The sequence below is a fragment of the Halomonas halodenitrificans DSM 735 genome, assembly GCF_000620045.1.
GTDB lineage: Bacteria > Pseudomonadota > Gammaproteobacteria > Pseudomonadales > Halomonadaceae > Halomonas > Halomonas halodenitrificans.
Map to the genome: position 1 here is coordinate 275,573 of NZ_JHVH01000001.1, position 22,777 is coordinate 298,349.

Annotated in this window: 20 protein-coding genes; 5 read left to right on the forward strand and 15 right to left on the reverse strand. The window is 65.8% G+C overall.

The window, feature by feature from the left end; genetic code table 11:
• Window positions 1-219 precede the first annotated feature (219 nt).
• The 9 genes from thrC to ffh all read right to left on the reverse strand — a co-directional run bounded on the left by thrC (window position 220) and on the right by ffh (window position 8,744).
• Entirely contained in the window at window positions 220-1,608 is a 1,389-nt protein-coding gene (thrC, locus tag Q358_RS0101330; protein ID WP_027960389.1) for a threonine synthase, read from the reverse strand.
• 31 nt (window positions 1,609-1,639) lie between these two features.
• Entirely contained in the window at window positions 1,640-2,956 is a 1,317-nt protein-coding gene (locus Q358_RS0101335) for a homoserine dehydrogenase (protein ID WP_027960390.1), read from the reverse strand.
• A gap of 78 nt (window positions 2,957-3,034) precedes the next feature.
• Window positions 3,035-3,784, reverse strand: coding sequence for a DsbC family protein (locus tag Q358_RS0101340; protein WP_027960391.1), 750 nt, complete (start codon window positions 3,782-3,784; stop codon window positions 3,035-3,037).
• 3 nt (window positions 3,785-3,787) lie between these two features.
• Window positions 3,788-4,684, reverse strand: coding sequence for a site-specific tyrosine recombinase XerD (gene xerD / locus Q358_RS0101345; RefSeq protein WP_027960392.1), 897 nt, complete (start codon window positions 4,682-4,684; stop codon window positions 3,788-3,790).
• A 116-nt stretch (window positions 4,685-4,800) separates the two neighbouring features.
• Window positions 4,801-5,157 (reverse strand): 50S ribosomal protein L19, encoded by a 357-nt coding sequence (rplS, locus tag Q358_RS0101350; RefSeq protein WP_027960393.1) that lies wholly within the window; start codon window positions 5,155-5,157, stop codon window positions 4,801-4,803.
• A 154-nt stretch (window positions 5,158-5,311) separates the two neighbouring features.
• Entirely contained in the window at window positions 5,312-6,073 is a 762-nt protein-coding gene (gene trmD, locus Q358_RS0101355) for a tRNA (guanosine(37)-N1)-methyltransferase TrmD (RefSeq protein ID WP_027960394.1), read from the reverse strand.
• A gap of 53 nt (window positions 6,074-6,126) precedes the next feature.
• Window positions 6,127-6,678 carry a ribosome maturation factor RimM gene (gene rimM, locus Q358_RS0101360; RefSeq protein ID WP_027960395.1) on the reverse strand — a complete coding sequence of 184 codons (552 nt, stop codon included), beginning with the start codon at window positions 6,676-6,678 and terminating at the stop codon, window positions 6,127-6,129.
• Between the two features lie 37 nt (window positions 6,679-6,715).
• Complete coding sequence (gene rpsP / locus Q358_RS0101365) at window positions 6,716-6,964, reverse strand: 30S ribosomal protein S16 (RefSeq protein WP_027960396.1); 249 nt, start codon at window positions 6,962-6,964, stop codon at window positions 6,716-6,718.
• A gap of 370 nt (window positions 6,965-7,334) precedes the next feature.
• Window positions 7,335-8,744, reverse strand: a complete 1,410-nt coding sequence (ffh, locus tag Q358_RS0101370; RefSeq protein ID WP_027960397.1) for a signal recognition particle protein — start codon at window positions 8,742-8,744, stop codon at window positions 7,335-7,337.
• A 214-nt stretch (window positions 8,745-8,958) separates the two neighbouring features.
• Here ffh and Q358_RS0101375 point away from each other — a divergent pair, with 214 nt between their 5' ends.
• Together Q358_RS0101375 and Q358_RS0101380 are read left to right on the forward strand one after the other, a co-directional pair.
• Window positions 8,959-9,759 (forward strand): cytochrome C assembly family protein, encoded by an 801-nt coding sequence (locus tag Q358_RS0101375; RefSeq protein ID WP_027960398.1) that lies wholly within the window; start codon window positions 8,959-8,961, stop codon window positions 9,757-9,759.
• A gap of 80 nt (window positions 9,760-9,839) precedes the next feature.
• Complete coding sequence (locus Q358_RS0101380; protein WP_027960399.1) at window positions 9,840-11,111, forward strand: HlyC/CorC family transporter; 1,272 nt, start codon at window positions 9,840-9,842, stop codon at window positions 11,109-11,111.
• Window positions 11,112-11,119: 8 nt separating this feature from the next.
• Here Q358_RS0101380 and Q358_RS16290 read toward each other — a convergent pair whose 3' ends face one another.
• The gene (locus tag Q358_RS16290) at window positions 11,120-11,782 is read right to left on the reverse strand and encodes a 1-acyl-sn-glycerol-3-phosphate acyltransferase (RefSeq protein WP_051530116.1); all 663 of its coding nucleotides are present in this window, start codon (window positions 11,780-11,782) and stop codon (window positions 11,120-11,122) included.
• A 68-nt stretch (window positions 11,783-11,850) separates the two neighbouring features.
• The gene (locus tag Q358_RS0101390; protein ID WP_027960400.1) at window positions 11,851-12,456 is read right to left on the reverse strand and encodes a TetR/AcrR family transcriptional regulator; all 606 of its coding nucleotides are present in this window, start codon (window positions 12,454-12,456) and stop codon (window positions 11,851-11,853) included.
• A gap of 114 nt (window positions 12,457-12,570) precedes the next feature.
• Here Q358_RS0101390 and Q358_RS0101395 point away from each other — a divergent pair, with 114 nt between their 5' ends.
• Window positions 12,571-13,245: an SOS response-associated peptidase gene (locus tag Q358_RS0101395; protein WP_027960401.1), complete on the forward strand. Its 675-nt coding sequence runs from the start codon at window positions 12,571-12,573 to the stop codon at window positions 13,243-13,245.
• A 137-nt stretch (window positions 13,246-13,382) separates the two neighbouring features.
• A complete protein-coding gene (locus Q358_RS0101400) occupies window positions 13,383-16,139 on the forward strand; it encodes an insulinase family protein (RefSeq protein ID WP_084286406.1) in 2,757 nt (918 codons plus the stop codon).
• Between the two features lie 126 nt (window positions 16,140-16,265).
• Here Q358_RS0101400 and sbcB read toward each other — a convergent pair whose 3' ends face one another.
• The 4 genes from sbcB to minC form a co-directional block, all read right to left on the reverse strand.
• Complete coding sequence (gene sbcB, locus Q358_RS0101405) at window positions 16,266-17,759, reverse strand: exodeoxyribonuclease I (protein WP_027960403.1); 1,494 nt, start codon at window positions 17,757-17,759, stop codon at window positions 16,266-16,268.
• Between the two features lie 73 nt (window positions 17,760-17,832).
• Complete coding sequence (gene minE, locus Q358_RS0101410) at window positions 17,833-18,093, reverse strand: cell division topological specificity factor MinE (RefSeq protein WP_027960404.1); 261 nt, start codon at window positions 18,091-18,093, stop codon at window positions 17,833-17,835.
• Entirely contained in the window at window positions 18,090-18,908 is an 819-nt protein-coding gene (gene minD, locus Q358_RS0101415) for a septum site-determining protein MinD (protein ID WP_027960405.1), read from the reverse strand. The genes minE and minD overlap by 4 nt, the downstream gene beginning before the upstream one ends.
• A gap of 55 nt (window positions 18,909-18,963) precedes the next feature.
• The gene (minC, locus tag Q358_RS0101420; RefSeq protein WP_027960406.1) at window positions 18,964-19,713 is read right to left on the reverse strand and encodes a septum site-determining protein MinC; all 750 of its coding nucleotides are present in this window, start codon (window positions 19,711-19,713) and stop codon (window positions 18,964-18,966) included.
• A 241-nt stretch (window positions 19,714-19,954) separates the two neighbouring features.
• Between minC and Q358_RS0101425 the strand changes: the two genes are divergently transcribed.
• Complete coding sequence (locus tag Q358_RS0101425) at window positions 19,955-22,726, forward strand: DUF349 domain-containing protein (protein WP_027960407.1); 2,772 nt, start codon at window positions 19,955-19,957, stop codon at window positions 22,724-22,726.
• Window positions 22,727-22,777: the final 51 nt, after the last annotated feature.

The window sequence follows — 22,777 nt, forward strand, 5'->3', positions numbered from 1 at the left end:
GGATAGGCCGAAGAGGGGGTCCTATGCCAGGGGTTAGAAGCACTGCTTCGAACGGGCTGGCCATGGATGGTCAGCACAGGTCCTGCAAGCGGAGCAGGACGCGAGAGCGAAGCAGGGCATCTAGCGCCCAGGGAGGGGTTCACAGCGCCCCCTCGCAGGCCTGTCGCCGGATCAGCCCCGAGCGGCATACAAACTCGAGGCTGACAGCCACTGGTGACCTCAGCGGCGGTTGTCGGCCACGAACTGCTGCACGGCGGAAAGTTCCGCCGGCAACACCGTATAGCGCTCTTCCCGCTCCAGCAGATCATCCATATGCGGGGGCAGCGGCACGCCCGGGAAGCCGGCCTTGACCACCGCCTCGGCGAACTTGGCCGGATGAGCGGTGGCCAGGGTGATCATCGGCACCGTCGCGTCGCCCCGTTCGCGCTCGGCGGCGCGATAGCCCGTGGCGGTGTGCGGGTCGAGGATCTCCTGGGTGCGATGATGCGCCTCGCGGATCACCTCCAGGATGGTGCTGTCGTCGACGCTGTGGCTGGCGAAGCGCTCCCGAAGGCGCGAGAGCGGCGCCTCGGCCAGGGCCGAGGGCTCGGCCTGGAAACGCTCGAGCAATTCAGCCACGGCCTTGCCATCGCGGTCATAGGCTTCAAACAGCAGGCGCTCGAAGTTCGAGGAGACCACGATATCCATGGACGGCGCCAGGGTCGCGACCAGCTCCTGCCTGGAGAAGTCGTTGTCGGCCAGGGTGCGGTGCAGGATGTCGTTGGCGTTGGTGGCGATCACGAAACGCTCCACCGGCAGGCCCATGCGATAGGCCATATAGCCGGCGAAGACATTACCGAAGTTGGCCGACGGCACACAGAAGCTGACCTTGCGCCGGGGCGCGCCCAGCGCCACGGCAGATGCCACGTAATAGACGATCTGGGCCATGATGCGCGCCCAGTTGATGGAGTTCACCGCCACCAGCCGGGTGCCGTTCAAGAAGGACTGATCGGCGAAGCTCGCCTTGACCATCGCCTGGGCGTCGTCGAAGTTGCCCTCGATGGCGACGTTGAAGACGTTGTCGGCCAGCACCGTGGTCATCTGGCGGCGCTGCACCTCCGAGACCCGGTTGTGGGGATGGAGGATGAAGATATCGAGGTTGTCGCAGTGGCGGCAGCCCTCGATGGCGGCGGAGCCGGTATCGCCGGAGGTCGCCCCCATGATCACCGCCCGTTCGCCACGCTTCTTCAGGAAGTGATCCAGGATGCGACCCAACAGCTGCAGGGCGACATCCTTGAAGGCCAGGGTCGGGCCGTGGAACAGCTCGAGCAGGAAGTGATTGGCATCGAGCTGGTTTAGCGGCACCACCGCGTCATGGCTGAAGGTGGCATACGCCTCCCTGACGATCTCACGGAACGTCGCGTCGTCGATCTCGCCGTTGACGAAGGGCTTCATCACCCGGAAGGCGATCTCGGCATAGGAGAGCCCGGCCATGCCCGCCAGCTCCTCATGCGAAAGCTCGGGCACACTCTCCGGTACGTAGAGGCCACCGTCGCTGGCCATGCCGGTAAGCACGACCTCCTCGAAGGAGAGCGCGGGCGCCTGCCCGCGGGTACTGATATAGCGCATCATTGTGTTCCTTTGCTCGGGCGGTGCCCGGTCACCCCTGCTCATCCAGGGAGTCAACGCGAATCCGGGTCACCGGACCGGCGACATCGGCCATCGACTCGATCTGGCGGATTGCCTCATTCATGTTCTTCTCGAGGGTGCGGTGGGTCAGCAGGATGATCGGCACCAGCTCGCCCTCGGTGGCCTCCTTCTGGATCAATGCCTCGATGGACATGCCCTGCTCCGAGAGGATGGTCGCCACTCGTGCCAGCACCCCGGGGCGGTCCACCGCCAGCAGGCGCAGGTAGTAGGCCGTGGTGATTTCCTCCATGGGCATGATCGGCAGCTGGCTGACGTCCTCGCTGATGCCGCTGAAGGCCAGATAGGGCACCCGATAGTGATGGTCGGTGGTGATATCCCGGGCCACGTCGAGCAGGTCGGCCACCACGGCGGAGGCGGTGGGCTCGGCGCCGGCACCAGCCCCGTAGTAGAGAGTCGGCCCCACGGCATCGCCCATCACGGCGATGGCGTTCTTCACGCCGTGCACGTTGGCCAGCAGGCGCTCCTTGGGAATCAGGGTGGGGTGCACACGCAGCTCCAGCCCCTGTTCGGTACGCTTGGAGATCCCCAGGTGCTTGATCACATAACCCAGATTATCGGCCTGCTCAACGTCCTCGGCGGTCACCCGCGAGATCCCCTCGGTGTAGGCCTTCTCGAACTGCAGCGGCACCCCGTAGGCGATGGAGGCGAGGATGGTCAGCTTATGGGCGGCATCGATACCTTCCACATCGAAAGTCGGGTCGGTTTCTGCATAGCCCAATGCCTGGGCCTCGGCGAGCACGTCATCGAAGGCTCGGCCTTCGTCGCGCATATGCGTCAGGATGTAGTTGCCGGTACCGTTGATGATGCCCGCCACCCACTCGATGCGGTTCGCCCCCAGCCCCTCGCGAAGCGACTTGATCACCGGAATGCCACCGGCCACCGCGGCCTCGAAGGCCACGATCACGCCCTTCTCGTGGGCGGCCTCGAAGATCTCGTTGCCGTGTACCGCGATCAGCGCCTTGTTGGCGGTCACCACATGCTTGCCGTTGTCGATGGCGGCCAGCACCAGCTCACGCGCAATATCATAGCCACCGATCAGCTCTACCACCACATCGACGTCGGGGTTGCTGGCCACCTCGAAGACATCCGCCGTCGTATTGATACCGGTGAGGTCACACTCGGGATTGGGGGTGCGATAGGCGACCTGCTCGATGGCAATCGGTCGCCCGGCCCGACGGGCAATATCGTCGGCATTGCGCACCAGCACGTTGAAAGTTCCGCCACCGACGGTCCCCAGCCCACAGATTCCTACTCTCACCGGTTTCAATGTCATGCTCCTGCTCGCGTGTCCGAGTTCGTTGTATAGCGTGTCGTGTCCAGGCGTGCGCAGCCGAAGGCCTACGCCTTACTCCTCGAGCCCCAGCATGGCGGCCAGGCGCTCGGCGGGTACGTAACCCGGCACCAGGCGGCCGTCGGGCAGCACAATTGCCGGCGTCCCCTGGACGCCAAGCTCCAGCCCCAGATGATACTGCGACTCGACCGGATTGTCGCAGTCTGCCGAGGCCGAAAGCGAATCACCGCGCTTGGCGGCGCTCATCGCCTCGGCGGGATTATCGGCACACCACACCTGCTGCAGGGATCGAGCCCCCTGGCCACTCATCCCGCCGCGCGGGAAGGCCAGGTAGTGAACATCGATACCCAACTCGTTGAGCCGCGGCACCTCTTCGTGAAGCTGCCGACAGTACGGGCAGGTAGTATCGGTAAATACCAGCACCTCGGCACGACTCTCGGGGCCGCGGAAGATGACCCGCTCCGACTCCGGCACCCGATCCAGACGCTCGGCACGCTCGGCGTTGAGGCTCTCCTCGGACAGGTTGACCAGGCCCTGCTCGCCATTGCGATAAAGGTCGCCTACCAGAAAGTGCTCTCCCGTGGCGTCACTGTAGAAACGTTCGCCGGTTTCCAGGCGCACCTCGAAGAGACCCTCCATCGGCGCCTCGCGCACGCTGCTGACCGGCATCGCCTGGCCGTTGACCGAGAGACGCTCGGCAAGGCGCTCGGCCCCGTCCTGCTGAGCAATCGCGGGCGCCGACAGCAGGGCCACCAGCGGCACGGCGGACAGGCCGAGAAGAAGGGTCCGGGAAAGGGTCATCATGGTTCATCCTCGTGGGTGGTGGTCGGCATGCAGGCGCTCCAGACGCGCCTGGGCCACATGGGTATAGATCTGGGTCGTGGAGAGATCACTGTGCCCCAGCAGCAACTGTACGACACGCAGATTGGCACCATGATTCAACAAATGGGTAGCGAAAGCGTGACGCAGGGTATGCGGCGACAGCGGCCGATCGATACCGGCCACCCGGGCATGATGCTTGATCCGATACCAGAATGCCTGCCGCGTCAGCGGGCGATCACCCCGCCCGGGGAAGAGTGTCGGCCGGGAGGCATCGGACATCAGTGCCCGACGGACGGTGTGCAGGTAACGCGAGACCCAGTGAACGGCCTCCTCACCCATTGGCACCAGGCGATCCTTGTCGCCCTTGCCTCGCACCCTGACCACCCCCTGACGCAGGTTCACGGCATCGGTCGTCAGCCCCACCAGCTCCGAGACGCGCAGCCCCGTGCCGTAGAGCACCTCCAGCATGGTACGGTCGCGCAGGCCCAGGTCCGTCGTGATATCCGGCGCGGCGATTAATCGTTCCACCTCGGTCTCATCCAGGGTCTCGGGCAAGGCGGGCTGCACCCTCGGCAGCTTGACCTCGGCCAGCGGGTCTCGCTCGATGCGCCCCGTTTCCAGGGCCCAGCGATAGAAGCGTCTCAGGCTGGAGAGCAGCCGTGCATTGCTGCGCAGTCGGTAGCCCTCCTCGCGGCGCTCATCGAGCCAGGCGGACAGGCTCGCGGGCCCCGGCTCGACCAGCGTCTCGTCGAGCCCGGCGAGGTGTGCCGCCCAGGCCGTCAGGTCACGGCGATAGGCGGCCAGGGTGTGGTCACTCACCCCTTGCTCGAGCCACAGGGCGTCGAGGAAGGCGTCGATGATGGTCGCGTCGGGCGCACTCATGTCGGACTCCGGCTAACCCGCCTCGGCAAAGGAAAACCCCGCCCCGCGCGAGCGGTGACGGGGCTTCTGGGTCGAGCCGGGACCTGGCCCCGGCTCGAGGGCGCCGAGGCGTGGCCTCAGGCCAGCTTTTCCTTGATGCGCGCCGACTTGCCGCTGCGCTCACGGAGGTAGTAGAGCTTGGCCTGACGCACGTCACCGCGACGCTTGACGCTGATGGAATCGACCAGCGGGCTGTAGGTCTGGAAGGTACGCTCGACGCCCACGCCGTGGGAGATCTTGCGCACGGTGAAGGCGGAGTTCAGACCGCGATTACGCTTGCCGATCACCACGCCTTCGAAGGCCTGGAGACGCTCACGGGAGCCTTCCTTGACCTTGACCTGCACGATGACGGTATCGCCGGGGGCAAAGGTCGGGATCTCCTTGCTCATCTGCTCGGCTTCGAGCGCCTGGATCACCTTGTTCTTGCTGCTCATGACAATGACTCCTGGATAACATTGACTCATCGATCGCTTGGGGTGCCGATGAATCGTGACCCCGGCGCTCGAGCTGACTCGAGGGCTCGGGAGATAATGGGTGACGCGGGGCAATGAGCGATCAGGCTCAGCGGTCCCGCACCTCCGCCCTGCCCTATCTGGCGGGCAGCGCGTGCTCCTCGAGGAACTCCTTCAACAGCTTATGCTGCTCCTTGCTCAACTCCCTGCCTTCCAGCAGGTCGGGGCGCCGCTGCCAGGTACGCCCCAGCGACTGCTTCAGCCGCCAGCGCCGGATAGCGCCATGGTTACCGCTCAGCAGCACCTCCGGCACCTGTCGCCCGTCGATTTCCTCCGGGCGAGTATAGTGCGGGCAATCCAGCAGCCCATCATTGAAGGAGTCCTCGACCGCGGAATCCTGATGGCCCAGCACCCCGGGCACCAGCCTTGCCGCGGCATCGATCAGCACCATCGCGGGCAGCTCGCCGCCGCTCAACACATAGTCGCCGATCGACCATTCCTCATCGATGTCGCCCTCTACCACGCGCTCATCGATGCCTTCATAACGCCCTGCCACCACGACCAGTGGCGGTCCGACGGCCAGTTCCTGCACGCCGGCCTGGTCGAGCCGCCGCCCCTGGGGCGACAGATAGACCACCTTCGGGCGCTGCCCGGTGGCCTGCTCGGCCCTGGCTCTGGCGGCATGAATTGCCGCCCGCAGGGTATCGACCTTCATCAGCATCCCCGGTCCACCGCCATAGGGGCGGTCGTCCACGGTGCGATGCCTATCGATGGCGAAGTCGCGCGGGTTCCAGATCTCCAGCGCGATACGCCCCTTGTCGACGGCCCTTCCGGTAACCCCATGGCGAGTGATCGCCTCGAACATCTCCGGAAACAGCGAAACGACCCCGATCCACATGTCGGCCACCCGCTCGGATGGCATCGAATCGGTCATCATCGAACCGGGCTCCGTCAAAACTCGGGATTCCAGTCGACGCGCATCACCCCGGCGGCGCAGTCCACCTCGAGGATTACCTCCTCGGGCAGAAACGGCAGTAGCCGCTCGCGGGCATCGATAGCGTCCGTCTCGAGGCTTCCCTTCACGACCATGACGTCATTGGCACCGGTCTCGAAGAGATGATCGATGCGACCCAGCACGCTGCCATCACGGGTCACGACCCGCAGGCCTTCCAGTTCGTGCCAGTAGAAATCATCACCGCCGAGCTCGGGCAGTTCGGCCTTGGGGAACACGATCTCGGCGCCGGCCAGCGCTTCCGCAGCCTCGCGAGAATCACATCCCTCGAGCCGAGCCACCAGGCCCTTGCCGTGGCGACGCCCCTGTATCAGGCGACGGCGCTCCAGCGTCTTGCCGTGGCGCACGACCCAGTCGGAGTAGTCGAGGATGCCCTCCATGGGGCTGGTGTACGAGTACACCTTGAGCCAGCCCTTCACGCCATAGGGGCTGGTCAATTTTCCCAGCACCACATGATCGTCGGCGGGCTTGGCCTTTGCGGATTCGCTCATCGACGACCTCGGGACCGAGACAACCATCGCATCAGACTCAGGCCTGCTTGCGAGCTTCCTTGACCAGCTCGGCCACGCGGCCGGAGAGCTGGGCACCCTGGCTCTGCCAGTGGGTGATGCGGTCGAGGTCGATGCGCAGGCGCTCTTCCTGACCACGGGCGACCGGGTTGAAGAAGCCGAGACGCTCGATGAAGCGGCCGTCACGGGCCTTGCGAGAATCGGTAACGGTCAGGTGGTAGAAGGGACGCTTCTTGGCGCCACCACGAGCCAGACGAATGGTAACCATGGCCTATTAAGTCCTTCGGTTGATTGGGATTCGGTCACGACGATGACCGCGAGACTCGCGGTCCTGTCAGTCAAGACGCAGCATTCTACGGAAAACAGTCCCGCTTGGGAACCTTTTTCGGGGTTATCGCAAATTGCTTATTACGCTCAAGGCTGATCTGGCGGCAAGCCTTCGAGGAGGCGCTGTAAACCCTTCCCTGGGCGCTACCGATGCCCTGGCTTCGCTCTCGCGTCCTGCTCCGCTTGCAGGACCGGTGCTGACCATCCATGGCCAGCCCGTTCGAAGCAGTGCTTCTCACCCTGGCATAGGACCTCCTCTGCGGCTTACCCCCAGCGCCTTTCGCGGCTAGCACCTGCTATCGGGTCCGGAACTATTGCCAGGGCTTGCCACCGGGGCCGCCCATTCCTCCCATGCCGCCGGGGCCACCCGGGCCACCGCCGCCCATCATGCCGGACATGCCGCGCATCATGTTCTGCATGCCGCCCTTCTTGCCCGCCTTCTTCATCATCTTCTGCATCTGCTTGTGCTGCTTGAGCAGACGGTTCAGGTCGGGCACCTGCAGGCCGGCACCGGCGGCGATGCGCCGCTTGCGCGAGCCGTTGATGACCTCCGGCTTGCGGCGTTCCTGGGGCGTCATGGAGTTGATGAGCGCCTCGAGCTTGCCCATTTCCTTCTCCGGCCCCGGCCCCTGGGCCATCTCGGCCATCTGCCCCATGCCGGGCAGTTTGCCCAGCAGGCCGCCCATGCCGCCCATCTTCTTGAGCTGCTGAAGCTGTTCGCGGAAGTCCTCGAGATCGAAGCCCTGGCCCTTCTTGACCTTCTTGGCCAGCTTCTCGGCCTTGCCCTTGTCGACGCTGCGCTCGGCCTCCTCGATCAGCGACAGCATGTCGCCCATCCCGAGGATGCGCGACGCGACGCGATCCGGGTGGAAGGGCTCGAGGGCATCGACCTTCTCGCCCACGCCCATGAACTTGATCGGCTTGCCGGTGACATGACGCACCGAGAGCGCCGCACCGCCGCGGGCATCGCCATCGGCCTTGGTGAGGATCACCCCGGTCAATGGCAGCGCCTCATGGAAGGCCTTGGCGGTATTGGCCGCATCCTGGCCGGTCATGGCGTCGACGACGAACAGCGTCTCCTGGGGCGAGGCGGCCTTATGCAGCGCCTGGATCTCGGCCATCATGGCCTCGTCGATGGCCAGGCGACCCGCGGTATCCACCAGCACCACGTCGTGGAACTGGATCTTGGCGTGCTTGATCGCGGCATCGGCGATCGCCACAGGCTGCTGGTCGGAGCGCGACGGGAAGAAGTCGACCTCGACCTCCTTCGCCAGGGTCTCGAGCTGATCGATGGCCGCCGGACGATATACGTCGGCAGACACCACCAGCACCTTCTTCTTTTCACGCTCGCGCAGGTAGCGTGCCAGCTTGGCCACCGAGGTCGTCTTGCCCGCGCCCTGCAGGCCGGCCATCAGCACCACTGCCGGCGAACCCTTGAGGGTCAGCCCCTCGTTGGCTTCGCCCATGGTCACTTCCAGCTCCTGCTGGACGATCTTGACGAACTGCTGGCCGGGCGAAAGGCTCTTGGAGACTTCCTGGCCCACGGCACGCTCGCGCACCCGCTCGATGAAGTCCTTGACCACCGGCAGGGCGACATCCGCCTCGAGCAGCGCGCGGCGCACCTCGCGCAGGGTGTCCTTGACGTTATCTTCGGTCAGGCGGGCCTGACCCTTGATCGACTTGAGCGTCTGCGACAGGCGCTCGCTGAGATTCTGAAACATGGGCCTCTCCACATATGCGATGGCCTTAAGGTTGCGAGCGATTATACGCGCTGTGGCCTCGAGTCTCCATGCACCCGGCCCAACCCGAAAGCGACCACCATGGCGAGGCGCCACAGTTCACGACCTGTGCGACAGGCGGGTGATTGGGTATAGTAAGCACACCGCTGTCAGGCTTATGCTGTTTACCTTTTCTCAAGCGCACGGATCGCACCCCATGCAGGCGCTCGCCCTGGCCATAACGGCCTTTCTTCTCTATACCGCCGCCGCCTCCTGGCAAGGGCTGACCCTGGCTCGCCGGGTCGCACCACAGCCGCTGCTGGTACGCGGCCTGGCGCTGCTGGGCCTGCTCTGCCACCTGCCCCTGGTGGCCGGCCTGTTCGGCCATGACGCCCAGGTGCTGCCCGGCCTCTACGCCAGCATGGTGCTGATCAGCGCCATGGCGGTGGCGATACTGCTGGGCATCAGCCTGTTCAAGCCGGTGCTGAGTGCCGCAACGGGCATCCTGCCGCTGGCGGGGGCCGCCCTGCTGCTGGCGGCCACGGTGCCGGCGCCACCGCCTGCCGAGACGCTTCCTCCGGGCATCGCCCTGCACGCCATCAGCTCGTTGCTGGGCTTTGCCGTGCTGGCCATCGCTGCCGCCCAGGCCACGCTACTCGGCCTGCAGAATCACGCCCTGCGCCACCACCATATACGCGGCCTCGTCCAGGCCCTGCCCCCGCTGACCTCCATGGAACGCCTGCTCTTCGAGTTGATCTGGGCCGGCATGGCGCTGCTGACCCTGTCGATCCTCAGCGGCTTTATCTTTCTCGACAACATGTTCGCCCAGCATCTGGCTCACAAGACGATTCTCTCGCTGGCCGCCTGGGTCATCTTCGCCATTCTTCTGTTCAGCCACTACCGCCTGGGCTGGCGCGGCATGCGCGCCGTGCGCTGGACCCTGGGCGGCTGCGCGGTACTGCTGGCCGCCTATTTCGGCAGCCTCTTCGTGCTTGAAGTGCTGCTTAGCCACGGCTAACGTGGCCACTCTGGCATCTTGACGCCTCGCGCCCACTACCCGTCAAATCGAGCCTGACCCGCGACCGAGGACCCTTCGACTTGAGCGACGACTTCCCTCTGGGACTGCTGCTTGGCCTGCTGTTCCTGCTTGTCTGCCTGTCGGCCTTCTTCTCGAGCTCCGAGACCGGCATGATGTCGATCAACCGCTACCGCCTCAGCCACTGGGTCAACAGCGGCGAGACTCGCGCCCAGCGGGTCGCCAGGCTGCTGGCTCGCCCGGACCGACTGATCGGCGTCATCCTGATCGGCAATAATTTCGTCAATAACCTGGCGGCCTCCATTGCCACCATTATCGCCATCCACTTCCTCGGCGACGTTACCGGCCCGGCCGTGGCCACCGCCGCGCTGACCATCACCATACTGATCTTCGCCGAAGTCACGCCCAAGACCTATGCGGCGGTGAAACCGGAGCGCATCGCCTATCCCGCCTCGCTGATTCTCGAGCCACTGCTGAAGCTGCTCTACCCGCTGGTATGGCTGGTCAACATCATCTCCAACGGCCTGCTGCGACTAATCGGCGTACGCAGCATCGATGGCGATGGCGACAACCTGACCCGCGATGAACTCCGCACCGTGGTCCACGAGGCGGGAACCCTGATCCCCCAGCGTCACCAGACCATGCTGCTCTCCATTCTCGACCTCGAGAACGTCACCGTGAACGACATCATGGTGCCTCGCCACGAGGTGGTCGGCATCAACCTGGACGACGAGCTCGACGAGATCCTGGCCCAGATTCGCACCAGTCAGCACACGCGGCTACCGGTCTACAAGGGCGACATCAACAACATCATCGGCATGCTGCATCTGCGCAATGCGGCACGCTTCCTCTCCCGCGGCGAGGTGACCAAGGCCGCCATCGTCCAGGAGGCCCGGGAACCCTACTTCATTCCCGAGTCCAACCCGCTGCACACCCAACTGCTCAACTTTCAGAAGCAGAAGCGACGCATCGGCATCGTGGTGGACGAATATGGCGACGTGGAGGGGCTGGTCACCCTGGAGGACATCCTCGAGGAGATCGTCGGCGAGTTCACCACCGACGTGGCAGGCATGCATGAAGATATCCACCACCAGGAAGACGGCAGCGTGGTGATCGAAGGCACCGCCAACATCCGCGACGTCAACAAGTCGCTGGGGTGGCAGTTACCCACCGACGGCCCCAAGACGCTCAACGGCCTGATCCTCGAACACCTGGAGGCCTTCCCGGAGGGCCCCGCCTCGCTCCAGGTGGGCGATGTGCGCATGGAAATTCAGGAAGTGCGCGACAACCTGATCACCGCCGCCCGCTGCTGGCCGGCGCCGCGGCGTCGATAAGACGCCTCTCAGCGACTCAGGGCCTGCTGTTCGGCGGCCGGCTGCGTCCAGGCATCGCCCTCTTGCTTGAGCTCCCGAACCCGCGCCTCTAGGTGGCGGCGAGTGGCCGTCCCGGGGGATAGCGGCTCACCGAGGCGCAGCATCACTCGAGCGCGAAAACGACGCGGACGCTGGCTCAACGCGCGGCCGTGGCAGTGCGAGGTCCATGAGCCCCACAACCCGGACAGGCTCGCCGGTATCACCGGCACCGGGTCACGAGCGAGGATCAGCTCGAGGCCGCGACGAAACTCCTGCACCTCGCCATCCAGGGTCAATCGCCCCTCGGGAAACAGCATCACCACCTCGCCATTGCGCAGCGCCCGGCTCACCTCCGCCAGGGCCCGGCGCAAACAGCCGGGATTATTGCGCTCCGACTCCACGGGAATCGCGCCCACCAGTCGAAACAGCCAGTTGAGCCAGGGCGAGTCATAGATCGGTTTGTCCATCAGAAAGCGTAGCGGCCGCGGACTCGCGCCCCCCATGACCAGGGCATCCATGAAACTGACGTGGTTGCACACCACCAGTGCCGCCCCGTGCCTGGGAAGATGCTCGAGGCCCGTCAGGCGCAGCCGATAGAGGGTGCGAACCAGCAGATGGATCAGCAGGCGCACCGCCGGGCGTGGCGCCCGCATGATGCGCCAGGCAAGCCATAGCGCCCCACAGACAAGCGGAATCGAGAACAACGCCGTCACCACGGCACCTACTTGGCCCGCAGGCCGGCGAGGAGGGTCACGAGAAGCTGATCAAGCAGCTCACCCACTTCCAGCTGTTGCCCCTGCCAATAGCCCAGGCGTTCGTTAAGGCCCAGCAGCACCAGGCCATGCACGCTACCCCAGAGGGTGCGGCCCAGACGACGCGCCTCGAGATCATCCAGGGCCGGCTGATGCTCCTTGAGAGTGAGCTCGACACGCCGGAAGAGGGCTTCGATCATCTCGTTCTGACGCTGATCCAGCTCTCCCTCCTGAGCCAGCGGAAAATCGAACAGCAGCTGCCAGCGGAAGGCCTCCCGCTGGGCAAACTGCCAGTAGGCACGCGCCAGGGCACGCAGCCGCTCTTCGGGGGTTGCCTGGCCGGTCAACGGTTCGATGACTTCTCGCAGGTGGCCCAGGGTCTCGATATTGACGTGCTGCAGGAGGTTGTGAAAACTGCCATAGAGCTTGAGCAGCGTGCTGGGCGCACACCCCACCTCGCGTGCCACGGCGCGCAGTGACAGGCCGTGTACGGAATTTTCCTGCAGCCAGGCGTCACAGGCCGCCATGACCTGGGCATGCAGTGCCTCGGGGGCGTGCTGTCTGGGACGAGCCATCGAGATCCTCACGAGCCGGAGCGGGCAGTTGCTTGAAGGTCCCCAAGGATAGCGCACATCGAACACTGTTTTCGATAGCCGTGTTACCCTGATGCTCCAAGACCCGGAGATCCCATGGCCGGCCGACTGCATATCGCCCCGTTCGACATCAGCCAGCTGCTGCCCGACCTGGCAACAGACACCCCCCTGGTGACCGGCGCCAACCTGGCTCCTCGCCGCATGCTCTCGGGCATTCGCCTCGAGGCCGGCCGCCTTCGCCTGGGGCAGCTGTTCTGGGGGCTGACGCCCCCCTGGCTGGAGGTGCTGGACCACGCGCCCCACTGCGCGCGCGCCGAATCCCTGGCCTCGCGCCGAATGTTTCGCGAGGCCTTCCAGGCTCGTCGCTGCCTGGTGCCGGTCACCGGCGTCTATGTATGGAAACCCCAGCCGCGGTTCAAGCAGCCCTTCCTGGTCACCCGGGTGGATCGTGGCCCCCTGCTGCTGGCCGCACTCTGGTGTCGATTCCATACCAGCCTGGCCGAGCATACCGACTCCATGGCGCTGATCACGGTGCCAACCAACGGCCTGATGGCACCGCTCAGCGACCGCCTGCCGGCGGTCATTTCGCCCGCCGACGCAGGGCGCTGGCTCGACCCGCAGACGCCCCTCGAGGCGGCCCAGGCCATGCTCACGCCGGCGCCCAGGGAACTGTTGGGCGCTTTTCCGGTATCAAGACGTGTTAATCATCCGGCGAACCAGGACGCGGCCTGCGCCCATCCGGTCGGCCCCATGCTGCGCCACGACGCCTGAGCCGAGTCACCGCACAAGGAGTGAGAACCTTGCCTACCCTGTCCGTCGCCCGTTGTGGGCGACTACTGCCTTCGCTGCTGGTGCTGCTGGGCCTGTCGTCACCTGGCCTGGCCTCCCAGCCCCAGACCTCCGAAGCAATGCCCGCCGCGGCCGAGGCGATCGACGCGAGCATCGCGCCACGGGTCAGCCCCCACGACGAACGCGACTACCGTGTGCTGACCCTGGAGAACGGCCTGACCGCCCTGCTGGTCAGCGACCCCGAGGCCGACAAGGCCGCGGCATCGCTCAACGTCTCGGTGGGCAGCGCCCAGGACCCACAGGACCTGGCCGGCCTCGCCCATTTCCTCGAGCATATGCTGTTTCTAGGCACCGAACCCTATCCCGAGGCCGACGCCTACCAGGGCTATCTGACCCGGCATGGCGGCAACCACAACGCCTTTACCGCCCCCCAGGACACCAATTACTTCTTTACCATCGAGCCCGATGCCCTCGAGGGCGCCCTGGATCGCTTCAGCCAGTTCTTTATCGCCCCGCTCTTCAACGCCGACCGCCTGGAGAGTGAACGCAACGTGGTGCACTCCGAGTATATGGCGCGCATCCGTGACGAGGGACGGCGCGAAAACGACGTGCTGGACCGCCTGTTAAATCCCGACCACCCCTTTACCGGCTTCTCGGTTGGCAGCCGCCGCACCCTGGCCGACCGCCCCGACGACGAGCCCAGCCTGCGCGAGCGCGTCATCGACTTCTATGAATCCCATTACGGCGCCAACGTCATGCACCTGGCGGTGGTCGCCCCCCAGCCCCTCGACGAACTGGAGAACCTGGTCGCCACGCGGTTCGCGGGCGTGCTCGACCGCGGGCTCGACCGCCCGGAGATCGCCGCCCCGCTGGCCGTGCCGGAGCAGCTCCCCCGGCGGGTCGCGGTGAAGTCGCTGCGCGACAGCCGTGAGCTGAACTTCTTTTTCCCCGTGCCCGACCCCATCACCGACTACCGGCACAAGCCCGCCGACCTGATCGCCCACCTGCTGGGGCATGAGGGCGAAGGCAGCCTGCTCGCCGCCCTGCGCGAAGCAGGCTGGGCCGACGGCCTCTCCGCGGGCGTCTCCCGGGGCGATGGAAGCCACGCCCTGTTTACCGTCAGCATCAGCCTGACCCCTCAAGGAGCGGAGCACCGTGACGCCATCGAATCCAGCCTGCTCGCCGCCGTCGAGACCATTCGCGAGGCCGGCCCCGAGGCATGGCGCTACGACCAGCAGGCACGCCTGGCCCAGCAGAGCTTTCAATTCCAGCAACACGGCTCGCCTCAGCAGGACGCCATGCGCCTGGCCATGAACCTGGCCCGCTTCCCGGTTGAGGACGTGCAATACGCCGACTACCGCATGGACGGCTTCGATCGCGAGCGTACCCGCCACTACCTCGCCACCCTCACCCCCGACAATCTGATCCGCCTCTATAGCGCGCCCGACATCGAAGGCGAGCAGACCTCGCCGTGGTTCGATGCCCCCTGGCGCGACGACTCGCATGCCGACGACGCCACGGTCCTGGGCAACCTGGCGCTGCCCGAACCCAATCCCTATATCGCCGAGGATCTTGCGCTGCTCGACGCCCAGGATGAGCGCCCTCACCAGCGCATCGACGAGCCCGCCTTCGCCTTCTGGCAGATGTCCGACGCCAGCTTCGATACGCCCAAGGTAGAATGGCGCTTCAGCCTCCAGCACCCGCGAGCCGCCGAGGCGCCTCGCGCGGCGGTGCAGGCCCGCCTGCTGGCCGGATGGCTGGAGGACAGCCTTAACGAGGCCCTCTATCCGGCACGGCTGGCCGGCCAGGGCCTCGAGGCCTATGCCCACGCCAGGGGCATGACCCTGGCCTTTTCCGGCTGGCGCGACCGCCAGGACAAGGTGATGGAGCGGGTGATCGAGCAGCTACAGCACGGTTCCATCGAACCGGCCACCTTCGAGCGTGTGCGCTACCGCCTGCAGCGCCAGTGGCGAAACGCCCCCCAGGACTCGCTTCACCGCCAGGCCAACCGCACCCTGGCCGAGGCCCTGGTACGCCCCCAATGGCCCAGCGCCGCACTACTCGAGGCAAGCAAGGACCTGACGACCGACGATCTGCGCCGTTTCCGCGACGCCTTCCTCGATGAGCTGCGCCTGGAGGCCATGGCGGTCGGTAATATTGGCACCGAACAGGCCGACACCCTCGCGCGCCGGGTGGCCAAGGCCCTGGCACCGAGCCTCACGGCGGCGGCGATTCCCGACCTGGTCCCGCTGGATGTCGCGCCGGATCTTCCCAGCCTGGCGCCGCCCACCAGCCGCGAGGAGTCGATACTGCTGCGCTACCTGCAGGGCCCGGACCGCTCCCTGGACAGCCAGGCACGACTGGCGCTGCTGGGCCAGCTGATCGACACCCCCTTCTATCAGCGCCTGCGCACCGAACAGCAGCTCGGTTACGTGGTCCATGCCGGCTACTCTCCGATGCTGGATGCCCCGGGCCTCGCCCTGCTGGTCCAGTCACCGGAGACCCACAGCGACAAGATCGCCGACCATATGGATCGCTTCCTGGAGACGTTCACCAACACCCTGGAGACACTGGATGAGGAGGCGATGGCCCCTTATCGCCAGGCGGTTTACGCCGATTTGACCCGGCGCGATACCAGCCTGGGCGGCCGTACCAATCGACTGTGGCGCGCCCTGGCCTATGGTGATACCGAGTTCGATCGCCGCGAACGGCTCGCCGAGCGCGTGTTGAAGGTGTCCGTCGACGAATTGCGCCAGGCCTGGACTACCCTGATGGCCAGCCCCACGATACGCGTCGCCTTCGACCCGGGTGATGCGCCCGACGACGTGCTGGCGCTTACCGCTGATCTCGAGCCGCTGCCTGAGGGTGGAGAGTGAGGGGTGAAGAGTAAGGTGTGAGGAGTGAATACCTGAGCTATAAGCCGGAAGAGTGCCACATCACTGTGATGTGGCACTGGCGATTGAAGGCCGGGCAAAAGCGGCTACGAAGGGGAAGGCGACGCGTCAATCGGCATCGAAGGCCTGGGGCGGCAGGATGGCCTCGACATGCATCACCAGCTCCTCGAGGACCTGACGGTCGCGGTCGCTCAGCTCGACATGGTTGAGCCGCTCGATTTCCCGGGCGAACCCCTTGAGGGTCAGGCTGGCCACGTCGGCATCGTTCATGCGCGCCCAGCGGTAGGCCTCCCACTGGGCCAGCTCCTCGCCTTCCATCGTCTCCGGAAAGCTGCGCGCACGGAAGCGGAACAGCATCTCTTCGAGGCGCGGGTCCTGAAAGGCGAAACGCGCCCCCACCAGGTCCCAGGGCTCCATCTCTCGCACCTGCTGCATCTGGCGGCGATCGGCGGGCGAAAAGAAACCACCCGAATAGAGCATCACATCGGGGTCCCGGGGCCCTTCCGGCGGCGGTTCGGAAAACACCTCGGCGGCCCGGTCACCCACTTCGGCGTGGCCCGCCAGGCGCTTCCAGTGCTCGCGGCAGGACGCCATATCCAGGCCCAGGCGCTCGACGATATCGCCGTGCTCCCCGCGCCTCGGCCCCGACACATCCTTCAAGACGCTGGCCGGAAACAGCACGGGACACTTGTTGATATGGATAACCTTGAGCGGAATACGCTCGGCCCCCTCGGCGAGATCATCATTGCTGACGAAGACTCGCCGACGAATCTGCTCGGCGGAAAGCTCGAGGAGCGGCGCCGGGTCCACCGAGAGGTCATAGACGATCACCCCGTTGGGGTTGGTGGGATGCTTCCCCAGGGGGACCACCAGGGCGGCACAGCCACGGCTGGCGGGGTAGCGCCGCGAGATATGCAGCAGCGGCTTGCGCCCCGATGACTCGAGCAGCTTGCCAACGGCACGCTTGCCGCGCAGCTTCAACAGGTGGTCGAAGAGGTTGGCATTGACCTCGCGCAGGCGCCTGGCCAGGGCGATGGTCGCGCGCACGTCGGCCAGGGCGTCGTGGGCCCCGGCGTGCTCGATGCCGTTGGCGGCGGTGAGGTCCTCGAGTCGGAAGCTCGGCGCCCCATCCTCGCGGCGCGGCCACTCGAGCCCTTCCGGGCGCAGGGCATGAAAGGCCCTCACCACGTCGATCAGGTCCCAGCGGGAGTTACCGTTCTGCCACTCGCGGGCATAGGGGTCGAGGAGATTGCGATAGAAGAGATGGCGACTGACTTCGTCATCGAAACGTACGCTGTTATAGCCCACCGAACAGGTACCCGGCACGCTCATCAGTGCCTCGATCTGTCCGGCAAACTGCGCCTCGGGCAATCCACGGCGACGCGCCTGCTGGGGGGTAATACCGGTGACGAGGCATGCCTGGGGATGCGGCAGGAAATCATCCGCCGGACGGCAATACCAGGTCACCGGCTCGCCGATCTCATTGAACTCGGCATCGGTGCGGATCGCGGCAAACTGAGACGGACGATCGCGACGCGGATCGGCACCGAAGGTTTCGTAGTCGTGCCACAGGAAGGTCTGCGGGGCGTCAGGCGGCGCCATCAAGGTCTCTCCGGCGATTCAACATGGACGACACAGCCTAGCACAGCCCAGTGAATCACTCAGCCAGACAGGCTTAGCCCGGCGACCCCTTGGGCAGCGTCACGTTGAGCTCCAGCACCGAACAGTTGTCTTCGCTGTCGAGATTGATATTGATGGCATCATCATCCACCTGCACATAGCGACGGATCACCTCCAGCAGCTCACGCTCCAGCATCGGCATGTAGTCAGGCCTGCCTCGCTGGCTGCGCTGATGCGCCACGATGATCTGCAGCCGCTCCTTGGCGACTGGCGCGGACTTCTTGCGCTCCCGCTTCAGGAATTCAAGCAGCTTCACCGACGACCTCCTCCAAACATGCGACTGAGCAGACTCTTCTTCTGATACTCATGGAAACGCAGGGGCACTTCCTCACCGATCAGTCGTGACACGGTATCGGCATAGGCCTGGCCAGCATCGCTGACGGCGTCATGGGTGACCGGCACCCCCTGGTTGGAGGCGCGCAATACCGCCTCCGACTCCGGGATCAGGCCGATCAGATTGATGGCCAGAATCTCGCGGATATCCTCGAGGTTGAGCATATCGCCGGTATCGACCCGTAGCGGGTTGTAGCGGGTGATGAGCAGGTGCTCGTTGATCGGATCCTCGCCACGCTCGGCACGCCGAGTCTTGGAGGCCAGCAGGCCGAGAATACGGTCGGAGTCACGTACCGAGGAGATCTCGGGGTTGGTGACCACGATCGCCTCGTCGGCGAAGTACATGGCCAGCTGCGCCCCACCCTCGATGCCGGCGGGCGAGTCACAGAGGATGTAGTCGAAGTCCTTGCTCAGGGTGTCGAGTACCTTCTCGACCCCTTCCTGCGTCAAGGCCTCCTTGTCGCGGGTCTGGGAAGCCGGAAGGATATGCAGGTTATCCACCCGCTTGTCGCGGATCAATGCCTGGCTCAGCCCCGCCTCGCCCTGGATGACATTCACCAGGTCGTAGACCACGCGCCGCTCACAGCCCATGATCAGGTCCAGATTACGCAGACCGACATCGAAGTCGATCACCACGGTCTTGTTGCCGCGCAGAGCCAGGCCAGTGGCAATGGCTGCCGCGCTGGTTGTCTTGCCGACGCCTCCCTTGCCGGAGGTCACAACGATGATCTTGGCCAAGAGTCACTTCCTGTCGTATTGTTGAATTGGATCGGGCTACCGACGGGCGAGTCGCTCAGGCGAGCGACGTGATGCCCAGCTGATCCCCGTCGAGACGAACCTGCACTGGAGTCCCCAGCAACCGTCGGTCGATGTCCTCCAGACGCTTGTAATCACCCGCCACCGAAAGCAGCTCGGCATGGAGCTCGCGGCAGAAGATGCCGGCCTCGGCGTCCCCATGAATACCCGCCAGGGCCCGGCCACGCAGGGCACCATAGACGTGAACGCTGCCCGCAGCGAGCACCTCGGCGCCGGCATTGACCGCTCCAATCACCACCAGATCACCGCTGGGCGCGATAAGCTGCTGTCCGGAACGCACCGTGCCACGAAAAATGCGCCCTCCACTGGCGACATCCGGCGGCAGCGTCGGCTCAGCCGGTTCGTCTGGTGGCAAATAATCCTCGCCGGTCGCCACGCTCTCGAGGGAGCGCCCCCTGCCGGCCTCCTGAGGGGGAAACCAGCCCAGACCCAGGGCCCAGGCCGATTGCTTGACCGGATCGGCACCACCCCGCACGGCAACGGGCAGCAGCTTGTGGGCCCGGCATACGGCGCAGATACGCTCCAGAGCGAGGTAGGGCTCGTCGAGCTTCTCGACGCTAAGCACCACCGGCGTATGCTCGAAGAAGGCCGGAGACTGGCTGAGCTTGCCGGCCAGATGGTCACGAATCAGCTCGGGGTCGGCACTGGCCAGCTCCATGACCGTCATCGGCAGCATGCCTCCCTTGAAGGTGAAGGCCGTGCTTTCGCTGTCCAGTTTGAGGCTCATTACCGAACTCCATGTCGCTGTGATGAGAGTAGAGTCAAAGCTAAGCGACTCGCACCTCCCCTGCAACACCATCATACCCGCGACACCCCTCCATGTCAGTGCCGCCATACGACCACAGACACCGCAAGACACGGACTTTTCCCCAGGCGCGTCGCATGCTTAGATAGCCTATGCTCGATTGACCCACAACGACCTGAGCGGACGCGCCACGGCACGTCCGCCCTTCTCGCCAGGATAGCCAATGCCCGGACTCCTACGCCGTCTCTTCGCGCCCCGCTGGAAACACCCCGACCCCGGCGTCCGCCGCCAGGCCATCGAGCGTCTCGACCCCGGCCGTGACGACCAGCGTCACGCCCTGGAGCGACTGGCGGCGGACGCCGACCCGAGCGTGCGCACCGCGGCACTCATGCGCCTCGACGATCCCGAGAGCTTGATATCCCTGCTCGATGATGAAGCACGCCCCCCTGAGCTCCAGCGCCGCCTGACGGCGCTGATATGCGGCAAGGAGGGCCACCTGGAGCTCTCCGCCCGAGTCGCCATGGTGGGCCGCTTGAACGACCCCGACCTGCTCGAGGCGATCGCCCTGGAGGGCGACAACCAGCAGCTTCGGCTGGCGGCGATCGAACGCCTTCCCGACGAGGCGAGCCTGGTACGCCAGGCCTGTGACAACGGCATCGCTGCCGTGCGCCACGCCGCGGCGGCCAGGGTCGACAGCGATGCCGGCCTGGCGCGCCTGGTGCGCGAGGCGAAGCGCGACCGCCAGGTGATGCGCCAGGCCCGCGAGCGACTCAATCGCCGCCGCGCCGATGCCGCCCAGCTGGCCCTTGCCAAGGAGCGCCGCGAGGCACTGGTCAGCGCCCTGGAACGGCATGCCAACGCCCCCTGGGAGCCGCTCTATGCGGGGCGTCTGCGCCACCTGATGCGTGAGTGGCAAGAATCGAAAGACACCCCCGAGGCAAGCCTGGAGCGTCGCTATCATGATGCCTGCCTGCGGTGCCGCAAGGTGGTCGAGGACCACGAGGCGCAGGAGCGCGCCAATGCCGCGGCCCACCGGCACCGGGAGGATGCCAGGCAGGCCCGCACGAGCCTGGTGGAGGCGCTGGAAGAGAGCCTCGAGGCACTCGAGCGAAGCGAGACGCTGGGTGCCCAGGACCTCGCCAGCCTGCGCTCCCAGAAGCGACTCCTGGCCCAGCGTTGGCAGGAGCTCGCCGACCAGCATCTTACCGACGAGGCGCTGCGCCGACGCTATGACGATGCCCTGAACCGCTTCGAGGCAATCGGCGCCGCCTGGGAGCGTCTTGGCCAACACGCCGACGACCTGAGGCAGGCCCTCGAAGACGACGATGAGGCACGCATGCGGGAGCTGCTTGCGGCAATCGACTGGCCCGACAATCTGGCGCCCACGCCGCTGCTCCGCAAGGCTCGCCAGCACCTCGAGCACCGCGTCACGACTTCTGAAGTAACGGCGGAGCATGTCGAAGAACAGCTGGACGAGCTAGAACGCCTGCTCGAGCGCGGCGCCTTCAAGCCTGCCAGCCGACTGCACCAACGCCTGCGACAACTTATCGAACAAGCCGATTCCACTCGGCTCCGCCCCCTGGAAGCACGAGCCAGGCGACTGGGTGCGCGACTGGCCGAACTCCGTGACTGGCGCGGCTTCGTGGCCGGCCCCAAGCGCGAACAACTGGTGGCCAGCATCGAATCATTGGCCGATGACGAGGCTATCGTGGAAAGCTCCCTGGACCGCCGCCATCGTCAGCTGGTCAAGGAGTGGAAATCATTGGGCGACGCCGCCGCCAACCGCGAACAGGCGGCACGCTTCCGCACCGCCTCGGACCGCATCCATCAACGCCTGGCGGCCTGGCGGGAGCGCCTGGAGGGCGAGCGGGACAACAATCTGGCGACACGCACCGCCCTCTGTGAGCAACTCGAGACCCTGCTCGACCATCCTGCCCAGGAGGCCGACCCCGACGTCCTGCGCGAAATCCGCGACCGTGCCCGGGATCAGTGGCGGCGGGCGTCACCGGTTCCTCGCCATCAGGCGGAGGCCATCGGCCGGCGGTTCGGTGTCATTCGCCATCGACTCCAGGCATTGATCGACCAGCGCGCCCAGGAGATCGCCGCGGCCAAGGGCAAGCTTATCGACGAGGCTCGGCAGCTATCGGAAGGCGACATGCCGGCAGCCCGGCGCGCCGAACAGGCCAAGGCGCTGCAACGCCGCTGGCGGGAGCTTGGGCGGGCGCCCAAGGGTGAGGAACAGGCGCTATGGCGGGAGTTCCGCGGCCTGTGCGACACCATCTTCGCCAGCCGTGAGGCGGCTCGAAACGATAACGCTCGCCGTGCCGGCGAGCGGGTCGACGCCATGCAGGCACTGATTGACCGCATGGATGGCTGGCAGCCGACCCGGCCCACTGACGAGGCGGTGTTGACCCAGGCGATTAGCGAGGCCGCGGCACTGGAGCCGCTCCCCGGCGGGCGCCGCAGCGAGGCCATGCGCCGACGCTGGTCAGGCATCGTACGCGCCCGACGCCAACGGCTGGAACGGCTTGCAGTGGCCGAAGCGGTAACGGCCTGGCAGGCAGTACGCCACCTGCTCGAGGCCCACCTGCAGGCCGACGCCGAATACCTGGCCGGCAACGCCCCCCGGGACGTACCGCTTCCGGAAACCCCGAGGCTCGAGGAAGACCTGCATGACGCTCATCGCCGGCGCAACGCCGCCCGCCGGGACGCCGCCTCGACTGATACGGTCGAGGAGCGCCTCGCCCGCGTCAGGGTTCATCTGTCCTTGCTGGCCGAGGGCAGCGTCAGCCATCGCGATGACCCACTGCGCCTGGCGATTCAGGTAGAACGCCTCAACGACAGCCTGGGGCGAGAGCTGTCTCGCGCCGAGGAGGTACGCAGCGTACTGGTCGAGCTCCTGGCCATCGGCCCGGTGCCGCCGGCGCTCTGGGAGTACCGGGTCGGCGAGCTGGATCGCCTGCTGGAACGACTCTCGAGCCTCCCGCCTCCCTGAGGCTATTCGCCGGTCCAAAACGGAGCAGGAGCACAGGGTCTCCCCTGTGCT